General features: G+C 62.7%; 16 protein-coding genes and 1 pseudogene. 10 read left to right on the forward strand and 7 right to left on the reverse strand.

Annotated features, from left to right (window positions below; all coding sequences use genetic code 11):
* The 5 genes and pseudogenes from Q1V51_RS05865 to gmk all read left to right on the forward strand — a co-directional run.
* Positions 1–96, forward strand: a pseudogene (locus Q1V51_RS05865) (acyl carrier protein); the annotation flags it as partial.
* Between the two features lie 11 nt (positions 97–107).
* On the forward strand, positions 108–1,391 hold the full coding sequence (fabF, locus tag Q1V51_RS05870) for a beta-ketoacyl-ACP synthase II (protein ID WP_300554104.1): 1,284 nt from the start codon (positions 108–110) through the stop codon (positions 1,389–1,391).
* A gap of 18 nt (positions 1,392–1,409) precedes the next feature.
* Positions 1,410–2,450, forward strand: coding sequence for an endolytic transglycosylase MltG (mltG, locus tag Q1V51_RS05875; protein ID WP_300554105.1), 1,041 nt, complete (start codon positions 1,410–1,412; stop codon positions 2,448–2,450).
* Positions 2,450–3,331: a YicC/YloC family endoribonuclease gene (locus tag Q1V51_RS05880; protein WP_300554107.1), complete on the forward strand. Its 882-nt coding sequence runs from the start codon at positions 2,450–2,452 to the stop codon at positions 3,329–3,331. Before mltG ends, Q1V51_RS05880 begins: the two co-directional genes overlap by 1 nt.
* Entirely contained in the window at positions 3,321–3,977 is a 657-nt protein-coding gene (gene gmk / locus Q1V51_RS05885; RefSeq protein ID WP_300554108.1) for a guanylate kinase, read from the forward strand. Before Q1V51_RS05880 ends, gmk begins: the two co-directional genes overlap by 11 nt.
* Here gmk and rsmA read toward each other — a convergent pair.
* The 6 genes from rsmA to Q1V51_RS05915 form a co-directional block, all read right to left on the reverse strand.
* Positions 3,964–4,821, reverse strand: a complete 858-nt coding sequence (gene rsmA, locus Q1V51_RS05890) for a 16S rRNA (adenine(1518)-N(6)/adenine(1519)-N(6))-dimethyltransferase RsmA (RefSeq protein ID WP_300554110.1) — start codon at positions 4,819–4,821, stop codon at positions 3,964–3,966. The two genes, gmk and rsmA, sit on opposite strands and share 14 nt — an antisense overlap.
* Positions 4,818–5,837: a 4-hydroxythreonine-4-phosphate dehydrogenase PdxA gene (gene pdxA / locus Q1V51_RS05895; protein ID WP_300554112.1), complete on the reverse strand. Its 1,020-nt coding sequence runs from the start codon at positions 5,835–5,837 to the stop codon at positions 4,818–4,820. Before pdxA ends, rsmA begins: the two co-directional genes overlap by 4 nt.
* Positions 5,837–7,105: a peptidylprolyl isomerase gene (locus Q1V51_RS05900; RefSeq protein ID WP_300554114.1), complete on the reverse strand. Its 1,269-nt coding sequence runs from the start codon at positions 7,103–7,105 to the stop codon at positions 5,837–5,839. Before Q1V51_RS05900 ends, pdxA begins: the two co-directional genes overlap by 1 nt.
* Positions 7,106–7,177: 72 nt before the next feature.
* Positions 7,178–9,364, reverse strand: a complete 2,187-nt coding sequence (gene lptD / locus Q1V51_RS05905; RefSeq protein ID WP_300554117.1) for an LPS assembly protein LptD — start codon at positions 9,362–9,364, stop codon at positions 7,178–7,180.
* An 80-nt stretch (positions 9,365–9,444) separates the two neighbouring features.
* Entirely contained in the window at positions 9,445–10,539 is a 1,095-nt protein-coding gene (locus tag Q1V51_RS05910; protein ID WP_300554120.1) for an LptF/LptG family permease, read from the reverse strand.
* Positions 10,536–11,663, reverse strand: a complete 1,128-nt coding sequence (locus Q1V51_RS05915; RefSeq protein ID WP_300554123.1) for an LptF/LptG family permease — start codon at positions 11,661–11,663, stop codon at positions 10,536–10,538. Before Q1V51_RS05915 ends, Q1V51_RS05910 begins: the two co-directional genes overlap by 4 nt.
* Positions 11,664–11,787: 124 nt before the next feature.
* On the opposite strand from Q1V51_RS05915, the gene Q1V51_RS05920 reads away from it, so the two are divergent.
* The 3 genes from Q1V51_RS05920 to Q1V51_RS05930 all read left to right on the forward strand — a co-directional run bounded on the left by Q1V51_RS05920 (position 11,788) and on the right by Q1V51_RS05930 (position 14,236).
* Positions 11,788–13,266 (forward strand): leucyl aminopeptidase, encoded by a 1,479-nt coding sequence (locus Q1V51_RS05920; RefSeq protein WP_300554126.1) that lies wholly within the window; start codon positions 11,788–11,790, stop codon positions 13,264–13,266.
* Positions 13,267–13,317: 51 nt separating this feature from the next.
* Positions 13,318–13,770 (forward strand): DNA polymerase III subunit chi, encoded by a 453-nt coding sequence (locus Q1V51_RS05925; RefSeq protein WP_300554129.1) that lies wholly within the window; start codon positions 13,318–13,320, stop codon positions 13,768–13,770.
* A 67-nt stretch (positions 13,771–13,837) separates the two neighbouring features.
* Positions 13,838–14,236, forward strand: a complete 399-nt coding sequence (locus Q1V51_RS05930; protein WP_300554131.1) for a hypothetical protein — start codon at positions 13,838–13,840, stop codon at positions 14,234–14,236.
* A 59-nt stretch (positions 14,237–14,295) separates the two neighbouring features.
* On the opposite strand, the gene Q1V51_RS05935 is transcribed toward Q1V51_RS05930, so the two are convergent.
* On the reverse strand, positions 14,296–16,173 hold the full coding sequence (locus Q1V51_RS05935; RefSeq protein WP_300554134.1) for an ABC-F family ATP-binding cassette domain-containing protein: 1,878 nt from the start codon (positions 16,171–16,173) through the stop codon (positions 14,296–14,298).
* 164 nt (positions 16,174–16,337) lie between these two features.
* Here Q1V51_RS05935 and Q1V51_RS05940 point away from each other — a divergent pair, with 164 nt between their 5' ends.
* Both Q1V51_RS05940 and ndk read left to right on the forward strand, forming a co-directional pair.
* Entirely contained in the window at positions 16,338–17,063 is a 726-nt protein-coding gene (locus Q1V51_RS05940) for a DUF2268 domain-containing putative Zn-dependent protease (protein WP_300554136.1), read from the forward strand.
* A gap of 121 nt (positions 17,064–17,184) precedes the next feature.
* The gene (gene ndk, locus Q1V51_RS05945; RefSeq protein WP_300554138.1) at positions 17,185–17,607 is read left to right on the forward strand and encodes a nucleoside-diphosphate kinase; all 423 of its coding nucleotides are present in this window, start codon (positions 17,185–17,187) and stop codon (positions 17,605–17,607) included.
* Positions 17,608–17,675: the final 68 nt, after the last annotated feature.

The following is a 17,675-nucleotide window of genomic DNA, read 5'->3' on the forward strand; positions in this document are numbered from 1 at the left end:
GAAGAAGAATTCGACATCGAAATTCCGGACGACGCAGCTGAACACATCCAGACGGTCGGTGCTGCCGTCAAGTTTATCTCCGAGAAGGTCGGCTAAAGACTTTTTCGATGCGCCGTGTCGTTGTAACGGGCATCGGTCTGGTCACACCGCTTGGCACCGGTCAGGAAACGGTCTGGAACCGTCTTCTGGCCGGCGATAGCGGTCTCGGCCTGATCGAGCACTTCGAGACCGAGGATCTGGCCTGCCGGATCGCGGGTCTGGTTCCACGTGTCGACGGCCGCGGCGGCGGGCATGCTGATATGCCCGGCGTCTTCGATCCTGACGAGACCATGTCTCCGCGGGATCAAAAGCGCGTAGACGATTTCATCATCTACGGCATTGCAGCTGCCGATCAGGCGATCGCGGACAGCGGTTGGACCGCTGCTGACGTAGAGGCGCAGGAACGCGCCGGCGTGCTGATCGGATCAGGTATTGGTGGTCTTCAGACCACTTATGACGCCTCCATCCTGCTGCATGAGAAGGGCCCCAAGCGCCTCTCTCCCTTTATTATCCCCGGCATGCTGATCAACCTCGTTTCGGGGCAGGTTTCGATCAAGCATGGCCTGAAAGGGCCCAACCACGCCGTGGTCACGGCCTGTTCAACCGGAGCACATGCCATCGGTGACGCTGCGCGCCTGGTGGCCCGCGGCGATGCCGACATGATGGTCGCCGGCGGCGCAGAAGCCGCTGTCTGCCGCCTGGGCTTTGGCTGTTTCATCGCAACGCGTGCCCTGTCGACGGGTTTCAATGACAATCCGCAAGCTGCCTCGCGGCCCTATGACAAGGACCGTGATGGTTTCGTCATGGGCGAGGGCGCCGGTGTCGTCATTCTGGAAGAATACGGGGCCGCCAAGGCTCGCGGTGCCAAAATCTATGCCGAAGTGAAGGGTTATGGCCTGTCCGGGGACGCCTTCCACATCACCGCGCCGGCCGATGATGGTGATGGCGGTTTCCGCTCCATGCGCGCCGCGCTCAAGGATGCGGGCCTCGCGCCCTCCGATATCGGCTATGTCAATGCGCACGGCACGTCGACGCCCAAGGGTGACGAAATCGAGCTGCGAGCGGTCGAGCGCTTGTTTGGTGATGCTGCGGATGGGCTGGTCATGTCCTCAACCAAATCGGCAATCGGCCACCTTCTGGGCGCCGCCGGTGCGGTGGAGGCAATCTTCTCCATCCTCGCCATGCGTGACGGCGAATGTCCGCCGACGCTGAATCTCGACAATCCGTCGGTTGAAACGGCGATCAACCTGGCCGCCAACACGTCGGTGAAGAAAGACGTCGACGCTGTATTGTCCAACTCGTTTGGATTCGGCGGCACGAATGCTTCCGTGGTATTCGTCGCAGCAGACTAACAAACCGGGGAATTGGGTATGAGTGAGCCAGAGGCACAAAAAGCGCCCGGCGGCTGGCAGCGTATTCTGCTTTGGATCGGCCTTGCCATTATCACCCTCGCACTGATCGGTGCGGGCGCGCTCTATGGCGGCTATCGCTGGCTGCAAAACGAGTTCGCAGCACCGGGGCCGAGCCTTGCTGCCGAAACCGTGCTTTTACCGCGCGGCGCCGGCCTTATCCGTATCGGCGAGCAGCTGGAAAGCGAAGGCCTGATTTCCGACGCGCGCATTTTCCGCGTCATGATCACGCTGGACGAAGGCGACCGGTCCCTGCGCGCGGGAGAGTATGAAATCCCTGCCGAAGCCTCCATGGCACAGATCTATGAACTCCTCAGGTCCGGCCGCACGGTGCAGCATCCGATCACCTTCGCCGAGGGTCTGACCAGCGCGATGATCGTGCGTACGTTGGAAGGCGCGGACGTGCTGTCCGGCGAAATCGCCAATGTGCCGCCCGAAGGTTCGCTTCTGCCGGAAACCTATCTCGTTACCCGAGACACCGACCGCCAGAGCCTGGTCGACCGCATGACGCGGGCCCAGGAAGAGCTGCTCGATGAGCTCTGGCCCCTGCGCCAGGACAATCTGCCCTTCGAGACCCGCGAAGAAGCCATCATCCTGGCCTCTATCGTCGAGAAGGAGACCGGTGTGGCGGCGGAGCGTCCGGAAGTCGCAGCCGTCTTCGTCAATCGCCTGCGCCGCGGCATGCGGCTGGAGAGCGATCCGACCATTATCTACGGTATTTCCCAGGGCGAGCCGCTGGGTCGGGGCCTGCGTCGCTCGGAAATCGACAATGAAAACAATGCCTGGAACACGTATCAGATCCCGCGTCTGCCCCCGACGCCGATCGCCAATCCGGGGCGTGAAAGCATCGCGGCCGTGCTCAATCCGGCCGACATTACCGCGCTCTTCTTCGTCGCGGACGGCACGGGCGGCCATGCCTTCGCCGAGACCTATGCCGAGCATCGCCGCAATGTGGCGCGCTGGCGCCGTATTGAACGCGAACGCCGTCAGGCGGGCCGTTAATGGCTGCTGTGATGGGCATGACCGGCTTCGGCCGGTCCTCCGGCAGTGCATCGGGAATGGTGTGGAGCTGGGAGGTCCGCTCGGTCAATGGCCGCGGGCTGGAACTGCGCCTGCGCCTGCCTTCGGGCTATGACCGACTCGACATTCCGGCACGCGACAAGCTGAAAAAGGCGCTGTCGCGCGGCAATGTGCAGGCGTCGCTGACTTTGAAGAGTGAGGCCGGCGCCATGCCGGCCGGGCTCAATTCGGAGCGGATCAATGGCTTGCTCGACGCGGCAAGCCCATGGCTGGCCAATGGCAGCATCGCCGCACCACGGTTGGACGGGCTGCTGGCGGTGGATGGGGTTCTGGAAGGCCAGGCCGAGCGCTCCGAGAGCGAACAGGCGGTGCTAGACAAGGCCTGCGTGGACGGGCTCGGCGAGGCGATTGATAGCCTGCTTGAGGCCCGTGCCGTCGAGGGCCAGGCCATGGCCGCGCTATTGGCCGGTCATGTCGACGAGATTGAACGGCTGACCGGTGAGGCGGCGTCCAATGACAGCGTCCGCCTTGAGGCCATCCGGGACCGGCTGGCGGTGAAGTTCGAGGAGCTGGTCGACGGCGGGATTGATCCGGAACGGCTGGCCACGGAGGCGGCTGTGATGGCTGTGAAGATGGATGTCCGCGAGGAGCTGGACCGGCTGCGGGCCCATATCGAGGCGGCCCGCGAACTGCTCGCCAAGGGCTCGCCGGTGGGGCGCAAACTCGACTTCCTGTCACAAGAGTTTAATCGTGAGGCGAACACCTTATGTTCGAAGTCCTCCGATTCTTCTCTGACCCAGACGGGCTTGGCCTTGAAGAACACCATCGATCAGTTCAGGGAGCAGATCCAGAATGTCGAGTGACGGTTATTCCGGTCCGATTTTCCGGGGCCGCCGGCGTGGCGTTCTGATCGCATTGTCCAGCCCGTCCGGCGCCGGCAAAACGACTCTGTCCAAACGCCTGTTGAGCCAGAATCCCGATGTCGTGCTCTCGGTGAGCGCAACGACGCGGCCGGCCCGGCCGGGTGAGATCAATGGCCAGGATTATGACTTCGTCAGTGTCGACGAGTTCAAACAGCGCTGCGAGGAAGATTATTTCTTCGAGTGGGCGGAAGTCTTCGGCCGTTATTACGGCACGCCGAAAACCCCGGTCATGGAAGCCATTGATGAAGGTCGCGATGTGATCTTCGATATCGACTGGCAGGGCGCCCAGAAAGTTGCGGCCCAGGCGCCGGACGATACTGTGCGCATCTTCATCCTGCCTCCTTCGCTCGAGCTTCTGGAAGACCGTCTGCGCAAGCGCGGACAGGATACCGAGGAAGTCATCAAGAGCCGTATGGACCGGGCCAAGGACGAGATCTCGCACTGGCACGAATATGACTATGTCATCGTCAATGATGATTTCGCCCGGGCGCTGGAAAAGCTCAACGAGATTCTCCATGCCGAGCGCCTGAAGCGCAATCGTCACCCCTGGCTGGGCGATTTCGTCGACGCGCTTATGGATGAGTAGCGCGGCGCCAGGCCTGCGCTAGCTCCTGAAACGCCTCAATCCCCACGGTTTCCGCACGTACGCCGGGGTCGATACCGGCTTCGGCCAGCAGCTCTTCGCTGCTTTGGCTGGTTTGTGACGCGGCCTGGGCCAGGCTTTTGCGCAGCGTCTTGCGGCGTTGGCCGAAAGCCGATCCGGTAACGATGCCCAGCGCCTTGAGATCCTCGAAACGCTCCGCTTCCGGCTTCGGCGTCAGCACCACCACGGCACTGTCCACCTTGGGCGGCGGGGTAAAGGCGCGGGCCGGCACTTTCAGCCCCATACGGGCCTCACAGACCGATTGAGCGAGGATGGCGAGGCGGCCATAGGCCTTCTCGCCCGGCTGGGCCACGACCCGATCGGCAACTTCGCGCTGGAACATCAACACGGCGCGAGACCACCAGAGCGGGGTCGCTTCAAGCCATTTTATGAGTAGGAGTGTGCCGACATTATAGGGCAGGTTGGAAAGGATCACCCGGCGACCTTCGGCCAGGGTCTCGGTTTCACGAACCTCAAGGGCGTCGGCTTCAACAATATCCATCTGCCCGGGATAGGCCGCGCGGATATCCTCCAGGGCGCCCAGAAAACGGGCATCCTTCTCGACTACGGTGAGGTGTTTGACCCCGTGCTCAAGAATACCGCGCGTCAGGCCACCGGGGCCCGGACCGATCTCAATGGCCTGGGCCTCGCTCATATCCCCGGCGAGGCTCGCAATCTTGCGAGTCAGGTTGAGGTCGAGCAGGAAATGCTGGCCGAAGCTCTTCTTGGCGCCCAGATCATGCGCGGCGATGACCTCGCGCAGGGGAGGAAGCCGGTCCGCACTCATGCGGCCCGGTGTTCGGCGATCTCGCCGGCTGTGCGAATAGCTGCGATCAGGCTGTCGGGCCTGGCGGTCATGGAGGCGGCAATATCGAAGGCGGTGCCGTGATCGGGCGAGGTGCGCACGACAGGCAGGCCAAGGGTGATATTCACCCCGCCGTGGAAGTCGAGCGTCTTCACCGGGATCAGGCCCTGGTCATGATAGAGGCAGATCGCCGCGTCATAGCTTTCGCGGGCTTCAGCGTGGAACATTGTATCCGGCGGTAGCGGGCCGGCGATCATCAAGCCCTCCGCCCGCAATGTCTCGGTCAACGGCTTGAGCAGGTTTTCCTCCTCGTCTCCGAGTGTCCCGCCTTCGCCGGCATGCGGGTTGAGACCGGCCAGGGCAAGGCGCGGCGCGCTGAGCCCGAAATCACGCTTGAGCGCGGCATGGGTGAGGCGGGCAATCTCTTCCACCCGGTCCGCCGAGAGCTCTTCGATCGCTTGTCGGAGCGGCACATGGATCGAGGTCAGAACCACGCGCAGTCCGCCCCCGGCCAACATCATGGCCGGACCGCGCGGGCCCGTGACTTCCGCCGTTGCGGTCAGGGCCGCGAGGAATTCGGTGTGGCCGGGAAAGTCGAACCCGGCTTCATACATCACCGATTTGGCGATCGGTGCGGTCACCAGGGCACGGGCCTGGCCTGACAGGCACAACCTGACGCCATCCTCGATCGCCGCCTTGACCGCCGGTGCATTGGCGCTGTCGGGCTGACCGGCAATGGCCGGGCGGTTAAGGTCTGTGTGGGCCGGAAACACGGTCAGGCGATGCGGGAAGATCTCCTCGGGACCCGGTGGCCCCTCGGCAATATAGGGCAGGGCCAGGCCTAGATCGCGGGCGCGCCGGGTGAAGACGTCCGGCGAGCCAATGGCGAAAAAGGGTGGCAGGTCGGCGCGGGCATAGGCCCAGGCACGCAAGATGATTTCCGGCCCGATGCCGGCCGGATCCCCCATGGTGACACCGACCGGAGCGGGCTGTGTCATCAGTTACGGATCTCGATCGTGCTTTCCCGGCGCAGATCTCGCAGCCAGCGGCGCGAGAGCAGGGAGAGTTGCTGGCCGCGCAGCTGGAATTCCAGGTCTTCGCGCGAAGGCACGCCCGGACCGGCAATGCGGCGGTCACATACGACCATGGCCTGCAGGCCGATGGCGGACTCGATAACGCCGGTATTCTCGCCGCTGTTGAGCGGAGCGAGGGCTTCACGGATTGCCGGAAGCAGGGCGTCAGAGGCGATCGAACCCAGCGGGGTCACAATGGAACCCGGGATCTCGGCCGCGATCGCGTCGAGGGCCTCACAGGTTGGCTGTACGTTCATCGCATCCGCCAGGTCGCTGCGCGTGGTCTCGGTCAGGGCGCTGGACGGGATGGAAATCTGCGACAGGTCGTATTGCAGCGACGTCGTACCATCGCGGACGCCGACAAGGGCCACAACCATGAAGCCGCCCGGTACGCGGATCGGCCGCGACAGGGCGCCGCGATTGCCGCTATTGGTATATTCCTGTGCCAGTTGCGGGATGATGGCCGCGACTTCCGGCTGCAGCTGCGAAGCGACGATCCAGCCCATATCACCGCCATTGGCAGCGGAGGGCGCGTCGGAGAATTGGCGCGCCAGTTCCGGGAAAGCGCCGCCCTGCTGCAAGCGGTCCATCACGCCGATGACACGCTGGATGGTGGCGTTCTCGGCGGAGGCATTAGGCAGTTCGAAGAAAATCTCGAACATGCGGAATTGCGGTTGCGATGCGCTGGCTGCAAGGCGTTCGAGCGCCAGGTCGATCTGCTGTTCGGAAACACGAACGCGCGATCCATAGCGGCCATTGACGATAATGCCCCAAGCCGTCTCGGACTCGATCTGGTGACGCAGGGTGGAGATGTCGACACCGGAACGCTCCAGGTCGGCGATCACCTCGTCGATGGTGGAATTGTTGCGGGAGGCGAGGTCCAGCAGGTTCTGATTGATCTCGTCTTCCTCGACGACCACTTCGTATTCGCGGGCGGCCTGCAGCTGCAGGTGCTCGTCGATCAGGCCTCGGATGGCCTGGTCTCGGATCTGCTCAAGAGCGGCTTCGTCAAGCTGCACCAGGCCGGTCGAGGCGATGATCAGACGCATGCGATTACGCACATCCACCGTCGTGATCGGCTCGTCATTGACCAACGCGGCAACGCCTTCCGTGGTCTGTGCGGAGGCCTGCGGCGCGACGAGGCCGACCAGGCCGATCAGCGCCGAGATAACAAGATTACGGGTCAGTTTCATGGGCATCATGCTTCCGTTCCGGCCGGAACATTACTCAAACTCGCCGCGTGCGCAATCATGCGGCACCGTTACTTACTCTTCCGCCACACTGCCGAGGGTGAACAAGGCGATACGGAACTGGATCGACTCCGAGGGACCGAGGCGGTCAATGCCCAGATCCTGGCGCTCGTAGACGATCTCCATCCGGGTGCAATCATCCTCATAGCGGAAGCCGGTTTCCTGGCGCCGCGAGGTGTCGATATCGAGATCGCGGACGACATTGGCCACCATACTCCAACGTTCAGTCAGCTGGTAGGCGAATTCAGCCGTGATCTCGCGTTGCGGGGCGCGCGGGCTGTCATCATCGCTGACATCGACATAACGCAGTCCGGCGCTGACCCGCCCGCCGGTGTAGTAGGCGGAGGCGTCGATCCGGTCGACATCGTAATCCGCGCTGTCGAGACGCGCCTGCATCTCGCTCCGGAAGGCGCCCCAATTTAGCTGCCCGGAGACGACATAGTCACTGTCCTCGGTCGCCAGGCCGCTGGACGGGTCATAGGGATTTTCACCGTCGATACGGTGGCTTTGCCCCAGGAAAATGCCGGCGCTGTTATCTTCACCCCAATAGGCGGTCGTGCGCATGCCGTAGCTGATGCGCTGGCCTTCTTCCCACAGATCATAGCCCGGAGTCCGGATCGGGTTGAACAGCCAGCTCTCATCGAGGTCGAAAGACAGGCTGTCTTCGTTGATCAGGCGGTTCTTGACCGGATCATCCGTGGCGATTACCGCGGAAACCACCGGCTCTAGGACGATATCGAAACGCTCGCCACCGCGATGCAGCGGCCAGCTGACTTCCGTCCCGGCGAGACCGAGCTGGCGATCAAACCCGTCGCTGCCCGTGCCACCGCCCGTCAGCGGAATATCGCTCAGGTGATAGGCGTCGACACGGCCATAGGCGAACGGCTCGACGACAATGCCAGCCGGTCCGATCCAGCGGGTGCGCCAGTCAAACGTGGTGCTCAGACGCTGGTAGTCACTGCCCTGTTTGCGATCCAGGAAAACACCGTTGACGTCGAGATTGACGCGGCCCCAGCCCTCCGGTGCATTGAAGACGCGGCGGTATTGCAGCATGGGCAGGATATCGGGGATGGTGTCGTCGTTCTCATTGGTCCGCAGAGACTGGTAGGACGCGGTGATGATGGAGCCGTAGCTGTTGGGCGTACGGCCCTCGACATAAAGCTGGCTGACCAGCCGGCGTGTGTCGGCTTCGAGCGGGGTGCCGCGGTCATCATCGATCTCGGAGAAGTCGTAGCGCCGCAGATGCAGATCATCGGAGGTGCGCTGCACGCCGAAACCCCAGCGCCACTCGTCGGAAATGTCGAAACGGCCACCACCGAACAGGTGCCAGCGGTTTTCCTTCTCGCCGAAGCGCTCGCCATCACTGTCGATTTCGAATTCGTCGGTCCAGCTGCCTTCCAGCGCCATGGTGCCGGACCAGAACCGCTTGCGGTAATCTGCATAGAGCAGCGGATTGACATTGGTCATTACGCGCGGGGCAACAACCAGGTCCTGTGAAGGCGAAATCGCCCAGAGATAGGGTTGCTGATAGACTCCGCCGAGGCGGGAGGACGCGCCGACATCGGGGAAGAGGAAGCCGGAACGGCGCTCGGAAGAGGGGTCCGGATGGGCGAATACCGGCGCGTAGAGCACGGGCAGACCGAGCACTTCGAGCTGGGCGTCGCGGTAATAGATCATCTGGTCATCCGCATCCTGGATGACCTCGCGGGCGCGGACGCGCCAGGTTGGCTCGTCTTCACCATCCTCGCACAAGGGGCAGGCGGTGTAGTAGGCATTTTCCAGCTGCACCGAGCCATTGGCCTGGCGGATCGCTGAGGCGGCTGCCATACGGCCGTCATTTTCCAGCATGGTGGCGAAACCGAGCGCGATTCCGGTGGAAAGTTCCGAATCAAGCTCGATCTCGTCGGCGTATTGCGGATAGGCGCCGGGGCCGTGGATCTGCACATTTCCGCGCGCGATGACGCGGTTGATGGCCGGGCGGTATTCCACCTCGTCGGCGAAAAGCGTTCGCTCGCCCTGCTGGGCGCGAACCCCGCCACGAGCCAGGTAACCGTCCGCATCACCCAGCTCTACAACGCTATCTGCTTCCAGATAGACCGGTAGCGTCTCCGGCGCGGTGTCCTGAGCCAAGGCCGGTGCGGCCAAGAAGAGTGCTGTTGTGCTGATTAACGCGGCCGCGAAACGGCTGAACTGCGACGCCATACGCGTCACTCCCTCACTGATCCGGGCCCCACCCGTTAAGCATCAATCACTAGCGGATGCGGGCTCCGCCGTCCACGGTCTCATCCGTCTTCGGTTGAGGCGATATAGGTCAGCGCCAGGAGTGCGGTGATGGCCGGGGCAGACCAGGCCGCGGTCGCCGGGGGCAGCGAGCCCGCGGCGCCCACTGAAGAGAGCAATTCCTGCAGGAAGAACATGATGAAACCGGCGAGCCCGCCGGCTGCGGCAAAGCCGGCCGCACCACCCAGCCTGTGCAGGCGCATGGTCGCCGCTGCAGCAATCAGCGTTGCCGCCAGAAGTGTCAGCGGCAGGGCCATAAGACTGTGAAAGCGCAGTTCATAGCGCTCGGTCGCCAGACCGGCCTCGCGGGCGGAGGCGATCAGCGCCGGGAAATCCCAGAAGGACACACCGTCGGGCGAACGGGCCCGTTCAAACAGGGCCTGGCGATTAATTCCGGTGGGAATGGTGACGCGGCCGAGATTGGTTGCTGCGGCTTCCGGCACACGTTCGACTGCCTCTTCCATATCCCAATAACCGTCGTGCAAAGAGGCGGTAGGCGCATCGATACGGCGCGACATGGAGGGCACACCGTCCGGGCCGACATCGAAATAGAGGAAGGCTGTCTCGATCAGCAATTGCTGATTTTCGCGCAGATCCTCGGCGACAATCACCGTGTAGCCGTCGACATTGGCTTCGCGCAGCCAGACCGGCTGCACACTGTCCTGGTCGCGTTCGACATTCATAAGGATATCGCGCTCGCGCTCAAACACCGCATTGCCGGCAGCGCCGAGCGGGTTGAGCACCATCGCACCAAAAAGCCCGATGACGACAGACAACACCATCGGGGCCGCCAAAATACGCCAGGCCGACACCCCAGAGCCGCGCATCACCACGATCTCGCTTTGCCGGTTGAGACGGAAGAGCGAGGTCAGAACGCCGAACAGCAGAATGAAGGGCAGGGTGGTTTCGATCAGAGAGGGCGCCCGAAACGAGGTCAGCCGGATCAGTTCCAGCGCGGAGATGTCGACGCGGGTTGAGATGTCGCGCGTCTGCTCCACGAAATCGACCAGCAGGATGACGCTGGAAATGATCGCGGTAGCGACTCCGAGGCCGGCCAGCGTCTGGGTCAGCATGTAGCGCTGCAGGATACTGATCATGCCGTCACCGCCTTGCCGTCCTCGGCCGGTCCGGTCGGGCGCGCGCGGCGCGGCCAGTAGATATAGGCGATGGCAGCCGCGATCCCGGCGATCGGGACCAGGTACTGCATGGCATTGAGCTCGGGTACGTCGGTTGCGGCCGATTGCATGGAGAAGCCGAGCAGGCGCAAGCCGCCGCCGATCGCCGAGGCCAGCATGACGCGTCGGCCATAACCCATGCGGGAATAATCGCCGGCAAAATAGGTCGCGCCCGCGATCAGGACGAACATCAAGAGGTAGAGCGGGGCCGAGAGGCGGTAATGCGCTTCGGCCTGGGCCCGTTCATAGCCGTCGATGCGGGCCCGCAAGACACTGTCCGGCCAGATCAGCTCGTGCAGGAAGCGGTCGCTTTCCTTGAAGAAGATCGCGTCGATCGGGCCGACAAAGGCTGCTAGGTCGAATTCATAGCGGTCGAAGACGCCGTAATTGAGCTCACCGGTCTCGTCGACCTGCTGCAGATTGCCGTCAATCATCACCATGGCCGAGCGTTCCTCGCTGCGCACGATCACGCCTTCGCGGGCGGTATAGGTCGTCGCGCCGGAGGCGTTCTGCTCGTCATGGATGAGGATGTCGCGCATGCGGCCATCGCTGGTGCGTTCGCGTGCATAGATGGTGACACCATCGCCCAGCTCGGTGAAGGCCCCGGGCGTGACCAGATTCGCAGCAATGTCCGAGCGCAGGGCATACACGCTTTCGCGCATTTCCCGGTAGGACAGGGGCTGGATGATGAGATTAATGGCGAGGTTGGCGATGATGGCATAGAGCGCCAGCCGCACGAGCGGCGCCAACAGACCCCAGCGGGTCATGCCGGATGTCATGGTCACGACAATCTCGCTATCGCTGGTCAGTCGGCCCAAGGCATTGAGAGTCGCGATAAAAAGCGCGATCGGCAACAGCAATGCCGTGAGGTGAGGCAGCGCCAGCAAGGTCACTTTCAGGAAGGTCAGCGCGGTCTCGGAATAGCCTGAAATCAGGTCAATATTCGACAGCGACTGGGTCAGCAGGGCCAGCCCGGCAAAGGCCGCGATCGCGGTCACGAACGGCCAGAACAACTGTCTGAAAATATAACGTTGGACGAGATTCATACGATCGGGTTTGAGCTGCGCGTTCAGCCTTCTATCTCACGTCAGTATCGGATACCACTTCTCCGACCCATCTTTCTCGCCTCAATGACAGGCGACCGCTCAGTTCCATAGACGAGGTTTTGCCATGAAGATCGAATTTGTCGCGCCGGGTTCCGTATCCGGATCACTTGCACTCCCGGTTTTCGCCGATGCCGAGTTCTCCGCTGTTGCTGCAGCTGCAGACGAAACCGCCGGTGGCGCCTTGCGCCGCGCCATCGAAGCCTCGCGCTTTGACGGCAAGCCGGGTCAGACGCTTGAAGTCCTGGCTCCGGCTGGGCTGGATGCGCCGCGCGTTGTACTCTTCGGTCTCGGTGCCAAGGACAAGGCCGATTCCGGTGTTATCGAGAAAGCTGCTGCTGCCGTGACCGGCAAGGTCCTCCTGAGCGGCGAGACGGCCATCACCCTGCGCCTGGACGGTGTCACCGATGCCGAGGGAGCCGCCCGAGCTGGCCTCGGTGCGCGTCTGGCGTCATACCGCTTCGACGACTACCGCACCAAGCTGACCGCAGATAAGCGCCCGTCGCTGGAGACGGTTGTGATCGCGGCTGACGATACCGCTGCCGCTAGCGCGGCCTGGGAGAGCTGGGGCGCGGTGGCAGCCGGTGTCGACCTGGCGCGCGACGTTACCAACCTGCCGCCCAACGTGCTGCATCCGGAGACCTACGCCAAGAAAATCGAGGGCCTGGCCGAGCATGGCCTGGAAATCGAGATCCTCGACGAAGCCAAAATGTCCGAACTGGGCATGGATATGCTGCTCGCCGTGGGTCAGGGCTCGGACAAGGAAAGCCACATCGCCATCATGAAGTGGAGCGGCGGTCCTGAAGGTGAAAAGCCGCTGCTCTTCGTCGGCAAGGGCCTGACCTTTGACAGTGGCGGTATCTCGCTCAAGCCGGGCGCCGGCATGGACGAGATGAAGGGCGATATGGGCGGTTCTGCTGCCGTGGTCGGCCTGATGCGCGCGCTTGCCGGCCGCAAGGCCAAGGTCAATGCCATCGGTATTGTCGGCCTGGTCGAGAACATGCCGGACGGTAATGCCCAGCGCCCGGGCGATATCGTCACCTCCATGTCCGGCCAGACAGTCGAGATCCTCAACACGGACGCTGAGGGGCGCCTGGTTTTGGGTGATGTGCTCTGGTATTCGCAGGGCCGTTTTGATCCGAAGCTGATCATCGATCTGGCCACGCTGACCGGTGCGATGCTGATCGCGCTCGGCAATACCCGCGCCGGCATCTTCTCCAATGATGACGACATCGCGACCCAGCTCTCCGCTGCTGGCGATGCCTCCGGTGAGCCGGTCTGGCGGATGCCGCTTGGTGCGGATTATGAAAAGCATATCGAGACCAAGAATGCCGATATCCGCAATGTCGGCGAAGGCCGTCTGGCCGGTTCGATCTCGGCGGCGGAATTCCTCAAATGCTTCGTCAATGACAAGCCCTGGTGCCATATCGACATTGCAGGCACGGCGATGGGCGGCATGAAGGATGATCCGCGCCAGCCGAGCTGGGGCACGGGCTGGGGCGTACGCATCCTCGACCGCTTCGTGCGCGATAATTACGAGGGCTAAGCCCTTAGCGACAAGGAGAGGCGGCGCTTACCGGCGCCGCCTTTTATCTTCATGGCCGGAGAGCTTTGGTTCTATCACCTGGAACGCTCCAGCGTTGACGAGGTCCTTCCCGAACTCGTTGAGAAGACGCTTTCGCGGGGCTGGCGGGCCCTGATCCGCTCGCCGGAGGAAGACCGGTTGAAATCTCTCGACCAGCTGTTATGGACCTGGCGCGATGACAGTTTCACGCCGCATGCCTTGGCCGGTGAGGGGGATGATACGCGTCAGCCGGTGCTGCTCTCATCCGGTGCAAACAATCCCAACAAGGCCGAGTGCTGTTTCCTGCTCGACCGGGCCGAGTCCGGCGGGTTTGCCGATTTCGAGCGCACCATCGTGCTGTTTGACGGACATGATGAGAGTGCGGTCGTCGCGGCGCGCGGCTTGTGGAAACGGGCATCCGGTGAAGGGGCCAGCGTGTCCTACTGGCGCCAGTCCGAAGCCGGTCGCTGGGAAAAGAAAGCCTGATTTTGGCTTGAGCTTCGCTGAGCGCGCGCTAGGCTGCGCGGCGGTTGCCCCGAGAAAGACCCAAGCGATGATGCGTTCGACCCTTCTTGCCGGTTTCGTCATTTTGACGGGCTGCGCCACTGTTGACGGCTTCCTGCCCGGACCGCAGGCGCAAGCGGCTGTCGCGGTTCCTGCGCAGAGCGCGGTCCCGGCCCAGAACCCGGGCACAGTCAATGGCATGCCGCCTCTGGATATGGTCGAAGATGTCGAGCTGTCTGAAGTCCAGCGTCCGATCACCGGAACCTGCGGCATGGAAGACCTGCAGCATCTGGTCGGCAGACGCCGCACTTCTGTCTCCGTGCGCGATATACCAGACAACTTCCTTGTCCTGGGGCCGCAAAGTCCGGATCCCCTAGTGTATCAGTCCGATCGTCTGACCATCCGCATTGATGCGCGTGACCGGATTGAAAGCCTGATCTGCGGTTAGGCCGGGGCGTCGCGGTTTAACGCAACAGAATTCACCGATGGGGATTGCAGGCGCGGGGCTCAGCCCTGAGCGTCCTCGAGCTTTTCTTCCGCTTCCAGCCATTTCGTCTCGGCCGTGTCGAGCAGTTCGACGGCCTTGGCGCGCTTGATCTGCAGGTCGGTGGCGGTCTTGGGGTCTTTTTCGTACAGGCCCGGCGCGGCCAGGCCCTTGTCGATGACCTCGATGACCCCGCGCAGGCGGTCGGCTTCCTTCTCCCAGCGGCTGACCTCGTCCCTCAGCGGCTTGAGCTGCTTGCGCTGTTCGGCGGCGGAGCGCCGGGCGACGGATTTCTCGTCGGTGGCCGGGCCCTTGCGCTTGGAGCCATCCTTGGGGCCACGCCCGAGTAGGGACTGGCGGTAGGTTTCAATATCGTCGTCATAGGGCTTCACCGTGCCGTCTGCCACGAGCCAGAGCCGGTCGACACAGGCCTCGATGAGGTAGCGGTCGTGAGAGATCAGCACCACGGCGCCGTCATAGGCGTTGATGGCGTTGATAAGCTCGGCCCGGCTGTCCATGTCGAGGTGGTTGGTGGGCTCGTCGAGGATCAGCAGGTGCGGGCCTTCAAAGGTGATCAGGTTGAACAGGAGGCGTGCCTTCTCGCCGCCGGAGAGGGATTTGGCCGGCGTTTCCTGGCGGTCACCGGGCAGGCCGAAACGGGCCAGACGAGAGCGGCGCTGGGCCTCGGTGGCGTCTTCCATGAGCTCGACGACGTGCTGATAGGCGGAGACTTCCGGTGACAACAGGTCGATCTGGTGCTGGGCGAAATAGGCGATGTCGAGCTTCTTGTGTTTGCGCAGGAAGCCTTCGCTCGGGTCGAGCTTGTCGCACAGGAGTTTGGCCAGGGTGGATTTGCCCGCACCATTGCGGCCGAGAATGCCGATACGATCGTCCGGGTCGACATTGAGATTGACGTCGCGGAGGACATGCTTGTCTGGCTCATAGCCGGCCTTGAGGTCAAGCATGCGGATAATCGGCGGCGCCATACGACGCTGCGGGCTGGGGAAATCGAACGGTGCGACCGGATCATCGACAATCGTCGCCACCGGCTTCATGCGTTCAAGCATTTTGACCCGGCTCTGGGCCTGTTTCGCCTTCGAGGCCTTGGCCTTGAAACGGTCGACAAAGCTCTGCAGATGGCGGCGCTGGGCGTCCTGCTTTTCCAGGAGCTTCATCTGCAGGCGTTGCTTTTCCCGTAGCGCCTTCTCGAAATCATCATAGCCGCCTTCCCAGACGGAAATCTTGCCGTCCTTGAGATGGGCGATGGAATTGACCGCGCCGTTGAGTAGGTCGCGGTCGTGCGAGATCAGCAGCACCGCGCCAGGATAGGAGCGCAGGTAATTCTCCAGCCAGATCACGCCTTCCAGGTCGAGATAGTTGGTTGGCTCGTCGAGCAGGAGCAGATCCGGCCGCGCGAAGAGTGTTGCGGCGAGGGCGACGCGCATGCGCCAGCCGCCGGAAAACTCGCGGCAGGCGCGGCGTTGGTCAGTGCCGGAAAAGCCCAGCCCGGCGAGAATGGAGCCGGCGCGGGCTTCAGCGCTGTGACTTTCAATATCAGCGAGCCGGGTCTGGATTTCCGCAATCCGGTTGGGCTCGGTCGCTGTTTCTGCTTCCTCCAGAAGGGCTGTACGTTCCAGGTCGGCGGCCAGGACGACATCGATAAGGCTGTCCTCACCGCCGGGGGCTTCCTGCGCCACCCAGCCCAGCTTGGCGCCTTTTTGTACCCGCACATCGCCGCTCTCGGCCGAGATCTCACCGCGGATCAGCCGGAAGAGGGTGGATTTGCCCGTCCCGTTACGGCCGATCAGCCCCATCTTGCCCTTGGCTGGCAGAAAGAGCGTCGCCTGGTCGAACAGCATCCGGCCTTCGATGCGATAGGTGAGGTCATTGACGTGCAGCATGGGAGGCGCGGGGTAGCCTCTCGGGCCGCCCCGCGCAAGCTCCTCTGCGTGTCTTCATACCGGAAGGGGACTAGGTGCTGCCGCGTCCCGCTTGCCGAAAGTTCGCAGCATGGGCATTCCCGCAAGAACGCTGGGGAGCGTGATCATGGGACTTAAGACAAAAAATGCTAACCCTGATTGCCGCCGTAGCGGCCCTGACACCCCAAACTGCCGATCCGGTCTCGGCGAGTTTCACCAGTAATGAACATCACCAGTTCTCCGATGCGGAGATGGCGCTCATCAATGACCGGCTGGATGAGATTCATGCCACGGTCGACGCCTGGCTGCCCCACGTCTCCGATGACGTGAATGTACGCGTGGAGCCGGTGAACCGGCCTATTCTCGACACGATCGGCGGCGTTACTGGGCGTGCCGACCAGGCGGACGAGGTTTTGATCGAGATTTCCGTCACCTATCCCGGTGGAATCGAAGCCGCGGTGGATGCCGGGCTGGCCTCGACTTTCGCTCACGAGCTGCATCATACAGCCCATGGCTGGACCATGCAGGGCAATCACTTTGGCTATGGCATCCAGATCGCCGTTATCAGTGAGGGCCTCGCCTCCGTCTTCGCGGAGGAAATGCTGGGCGAGACGGTAGCGGAAGCGATGCAACCGCCGGCGGAAGTGGAAGACTGGGCGCTCGAAATCCTGGCCCTGCCGCAGGCCGCCAATTACGGCGAGTGGATGTTTTCGCACCCGGATGGGCGGCAGGCGGTCGGTTATCGCACCGGCCTGTGGGTAGTACGCCGGGCTATGGAGCGTTCAGGGCTTTCCATTGTCGAGTTGAGCGAGCGGACTCCATCGACGATCTGGCGCCTGGCCGGGTTTGAATGGGACCGCAAAATGCCCTGATCTGATCAAGACCACCTTGTGAGCTATGCAAGGCGGTCTTCCCCCGCTATAAGCCCGCGCAAATACCGCCCCGGAAGAGTTCCGGGGCTTTTTGCAAGCCCTTGAATTCAGGAAACACGTCATGGCGATCCAGCGCACTTTCTCCATCATCAAGCCCGACGCAACCGCTCGTAACCTCACCGGCGCCATCAACGCCAAGATCGAGGAAGCCGGTCTGCGCATCATCGCGCAAAAGCGCATCCGCATGACCAAGGAGCAGGCTGAAGGCTTCTACGGCGTGCACAAAGAGCGTCCGTTCTTCAACGACCTCGTCAACTTCATGATTTCCGGCCCGGTCGTCGTCCAGGCTCTGGAAGGTGAAGATGCCATCGCCAAGTATCGCGAAGTCATGGGCGCCACCAATCCGGAACAGGCCGCAGAAGGCACCATCCGCAAGGAGTTCGCTGAATCCATCGAAGCCAACTCCGTGCACGGTTCCGACGCTCCGGAAACCGCTGCCGAGGAAATCCCGTTCTTCTTCTCCGACGATGAGATCGTGGGTTAAGGAAACAGGGTTTGATGGCGGCGTCGCCGTGACGCGTATAGCGAAGCCGAGCCGCCATTAGCTGCACC

Origin of the sequence: Maricaulis sp., assembly GCF_030149235.1 — a bacterium.
GTDB lineage: Bacteria > Pseudomonadota > Alphaproteobacteria > Caulobacterales > Maricaulaceae > Maricaulis.

Coding starts and splice junctions, on each gene's coding strand:
- Q1V51_RS05900 (WP_300554114.1), bottom strand. CDS start 7,105: ATGAAACTGACCCGTAATCTTGTTATCTCGGCGCTGATCGGCCTGGTC.
- Q1V51_RS05880 (WP_300554107.1), top strand. CDS start 2,450: ATGGCTGCTGTGATGGGCATGACCGGCTTCGGCCGGTCCTCCGGCAGT.
- rsmA (WP_300554110.1), bottom strand. CDS start 4,821: ATGAGTGCGGACCGGCTTCCTCCCCTGCGCGAGGTCATCGCCGCGCAT.
- fabF (WP_300554104.1), top strand. CDS start 108: ATGCGCCGTGTCGTTGTAACGGGCATCGGTCTGGTCACACCGCTTGGC.
- pdxA (WP_300554112.1), bottom strand. CDS start 5,837: ATGACACAGCCCGCTCCGGTCGGTGTCACCATGGGGGATCCGGCCGGC.
- Q1V51_RS05910 (WP_300554120.1), bottom strand. CDS start 10,539: ATGATCAGTATCCTGCAGCGCTACATGCTGACCCAGACGCTGGCCGGC.
- Q1V51_RS05925 (WP_300554129.1), top strand. CDS start 13,318: ATGGCCGGAGAGCTTTGGTTCTATCACCTGGAACGCTCCAGCGTTGAC.
- Q1V51_RS05940 (WP_300554136.1), top strand. CDS start 16,338: ATGCTAACCCTGATTGCCGCCGTAGCGGCCCTGACACCCCAAACTGCC.
- ndk (WP_300554138.1), top strand. CDS start 17,185: ATGGCGATCCAGCGCACTTTCTCCATCATCAAGCCCGACGCAACCGCT.
- mltG (WP_300554105.1), top strand. CDS start 1,410: ATGAGTGAGCCAGAGGCACAAAAAGCGCCCGGCGGCTGGCAGCGTATT.
- lptD (WP_300554117.1), bottom strand. CDS start 9,364: ATGGCGTCGCAGTTCAGCCGTTTCGCGGCCGCGTTAATCAGCACAACA.
- Q1V51_RS05930 (WP_300554131.1), top strand. CDS start 13,838: ATGATGCGTTCGACCCTTCTTGCCGGTTTCGTCATTTTGACGGGCTGC.
- gmk (WP_300554108.1), top strand. CDS start 3,321: ATGTCGAGTGACGGTTATTCCGGTCCGATTTTCCGGGGCCGCCGGCGT.
- Q1V51_RS05920 (WP_300554126.1), top strand. CDS start 11,788: ATGAAGATCGAATTTGTCGCGCCGGGTTCCGTATCCGGATCACTTGCA.
- Q1V51_RS05915 (WP_300554123.1), bottom strand. CDS start 11,663: ATGAATCTCGTCCAACGTTATATTTTCAGACAGTTGTTCTGGCCGTTC.
- Q1V51_RS05935 (WP_300554134.1), bottom strand. CDS start 16,173: ATGCTGCACGTCAATGACCTCACCTATCGCATCGAAGGCCGGATGCTG.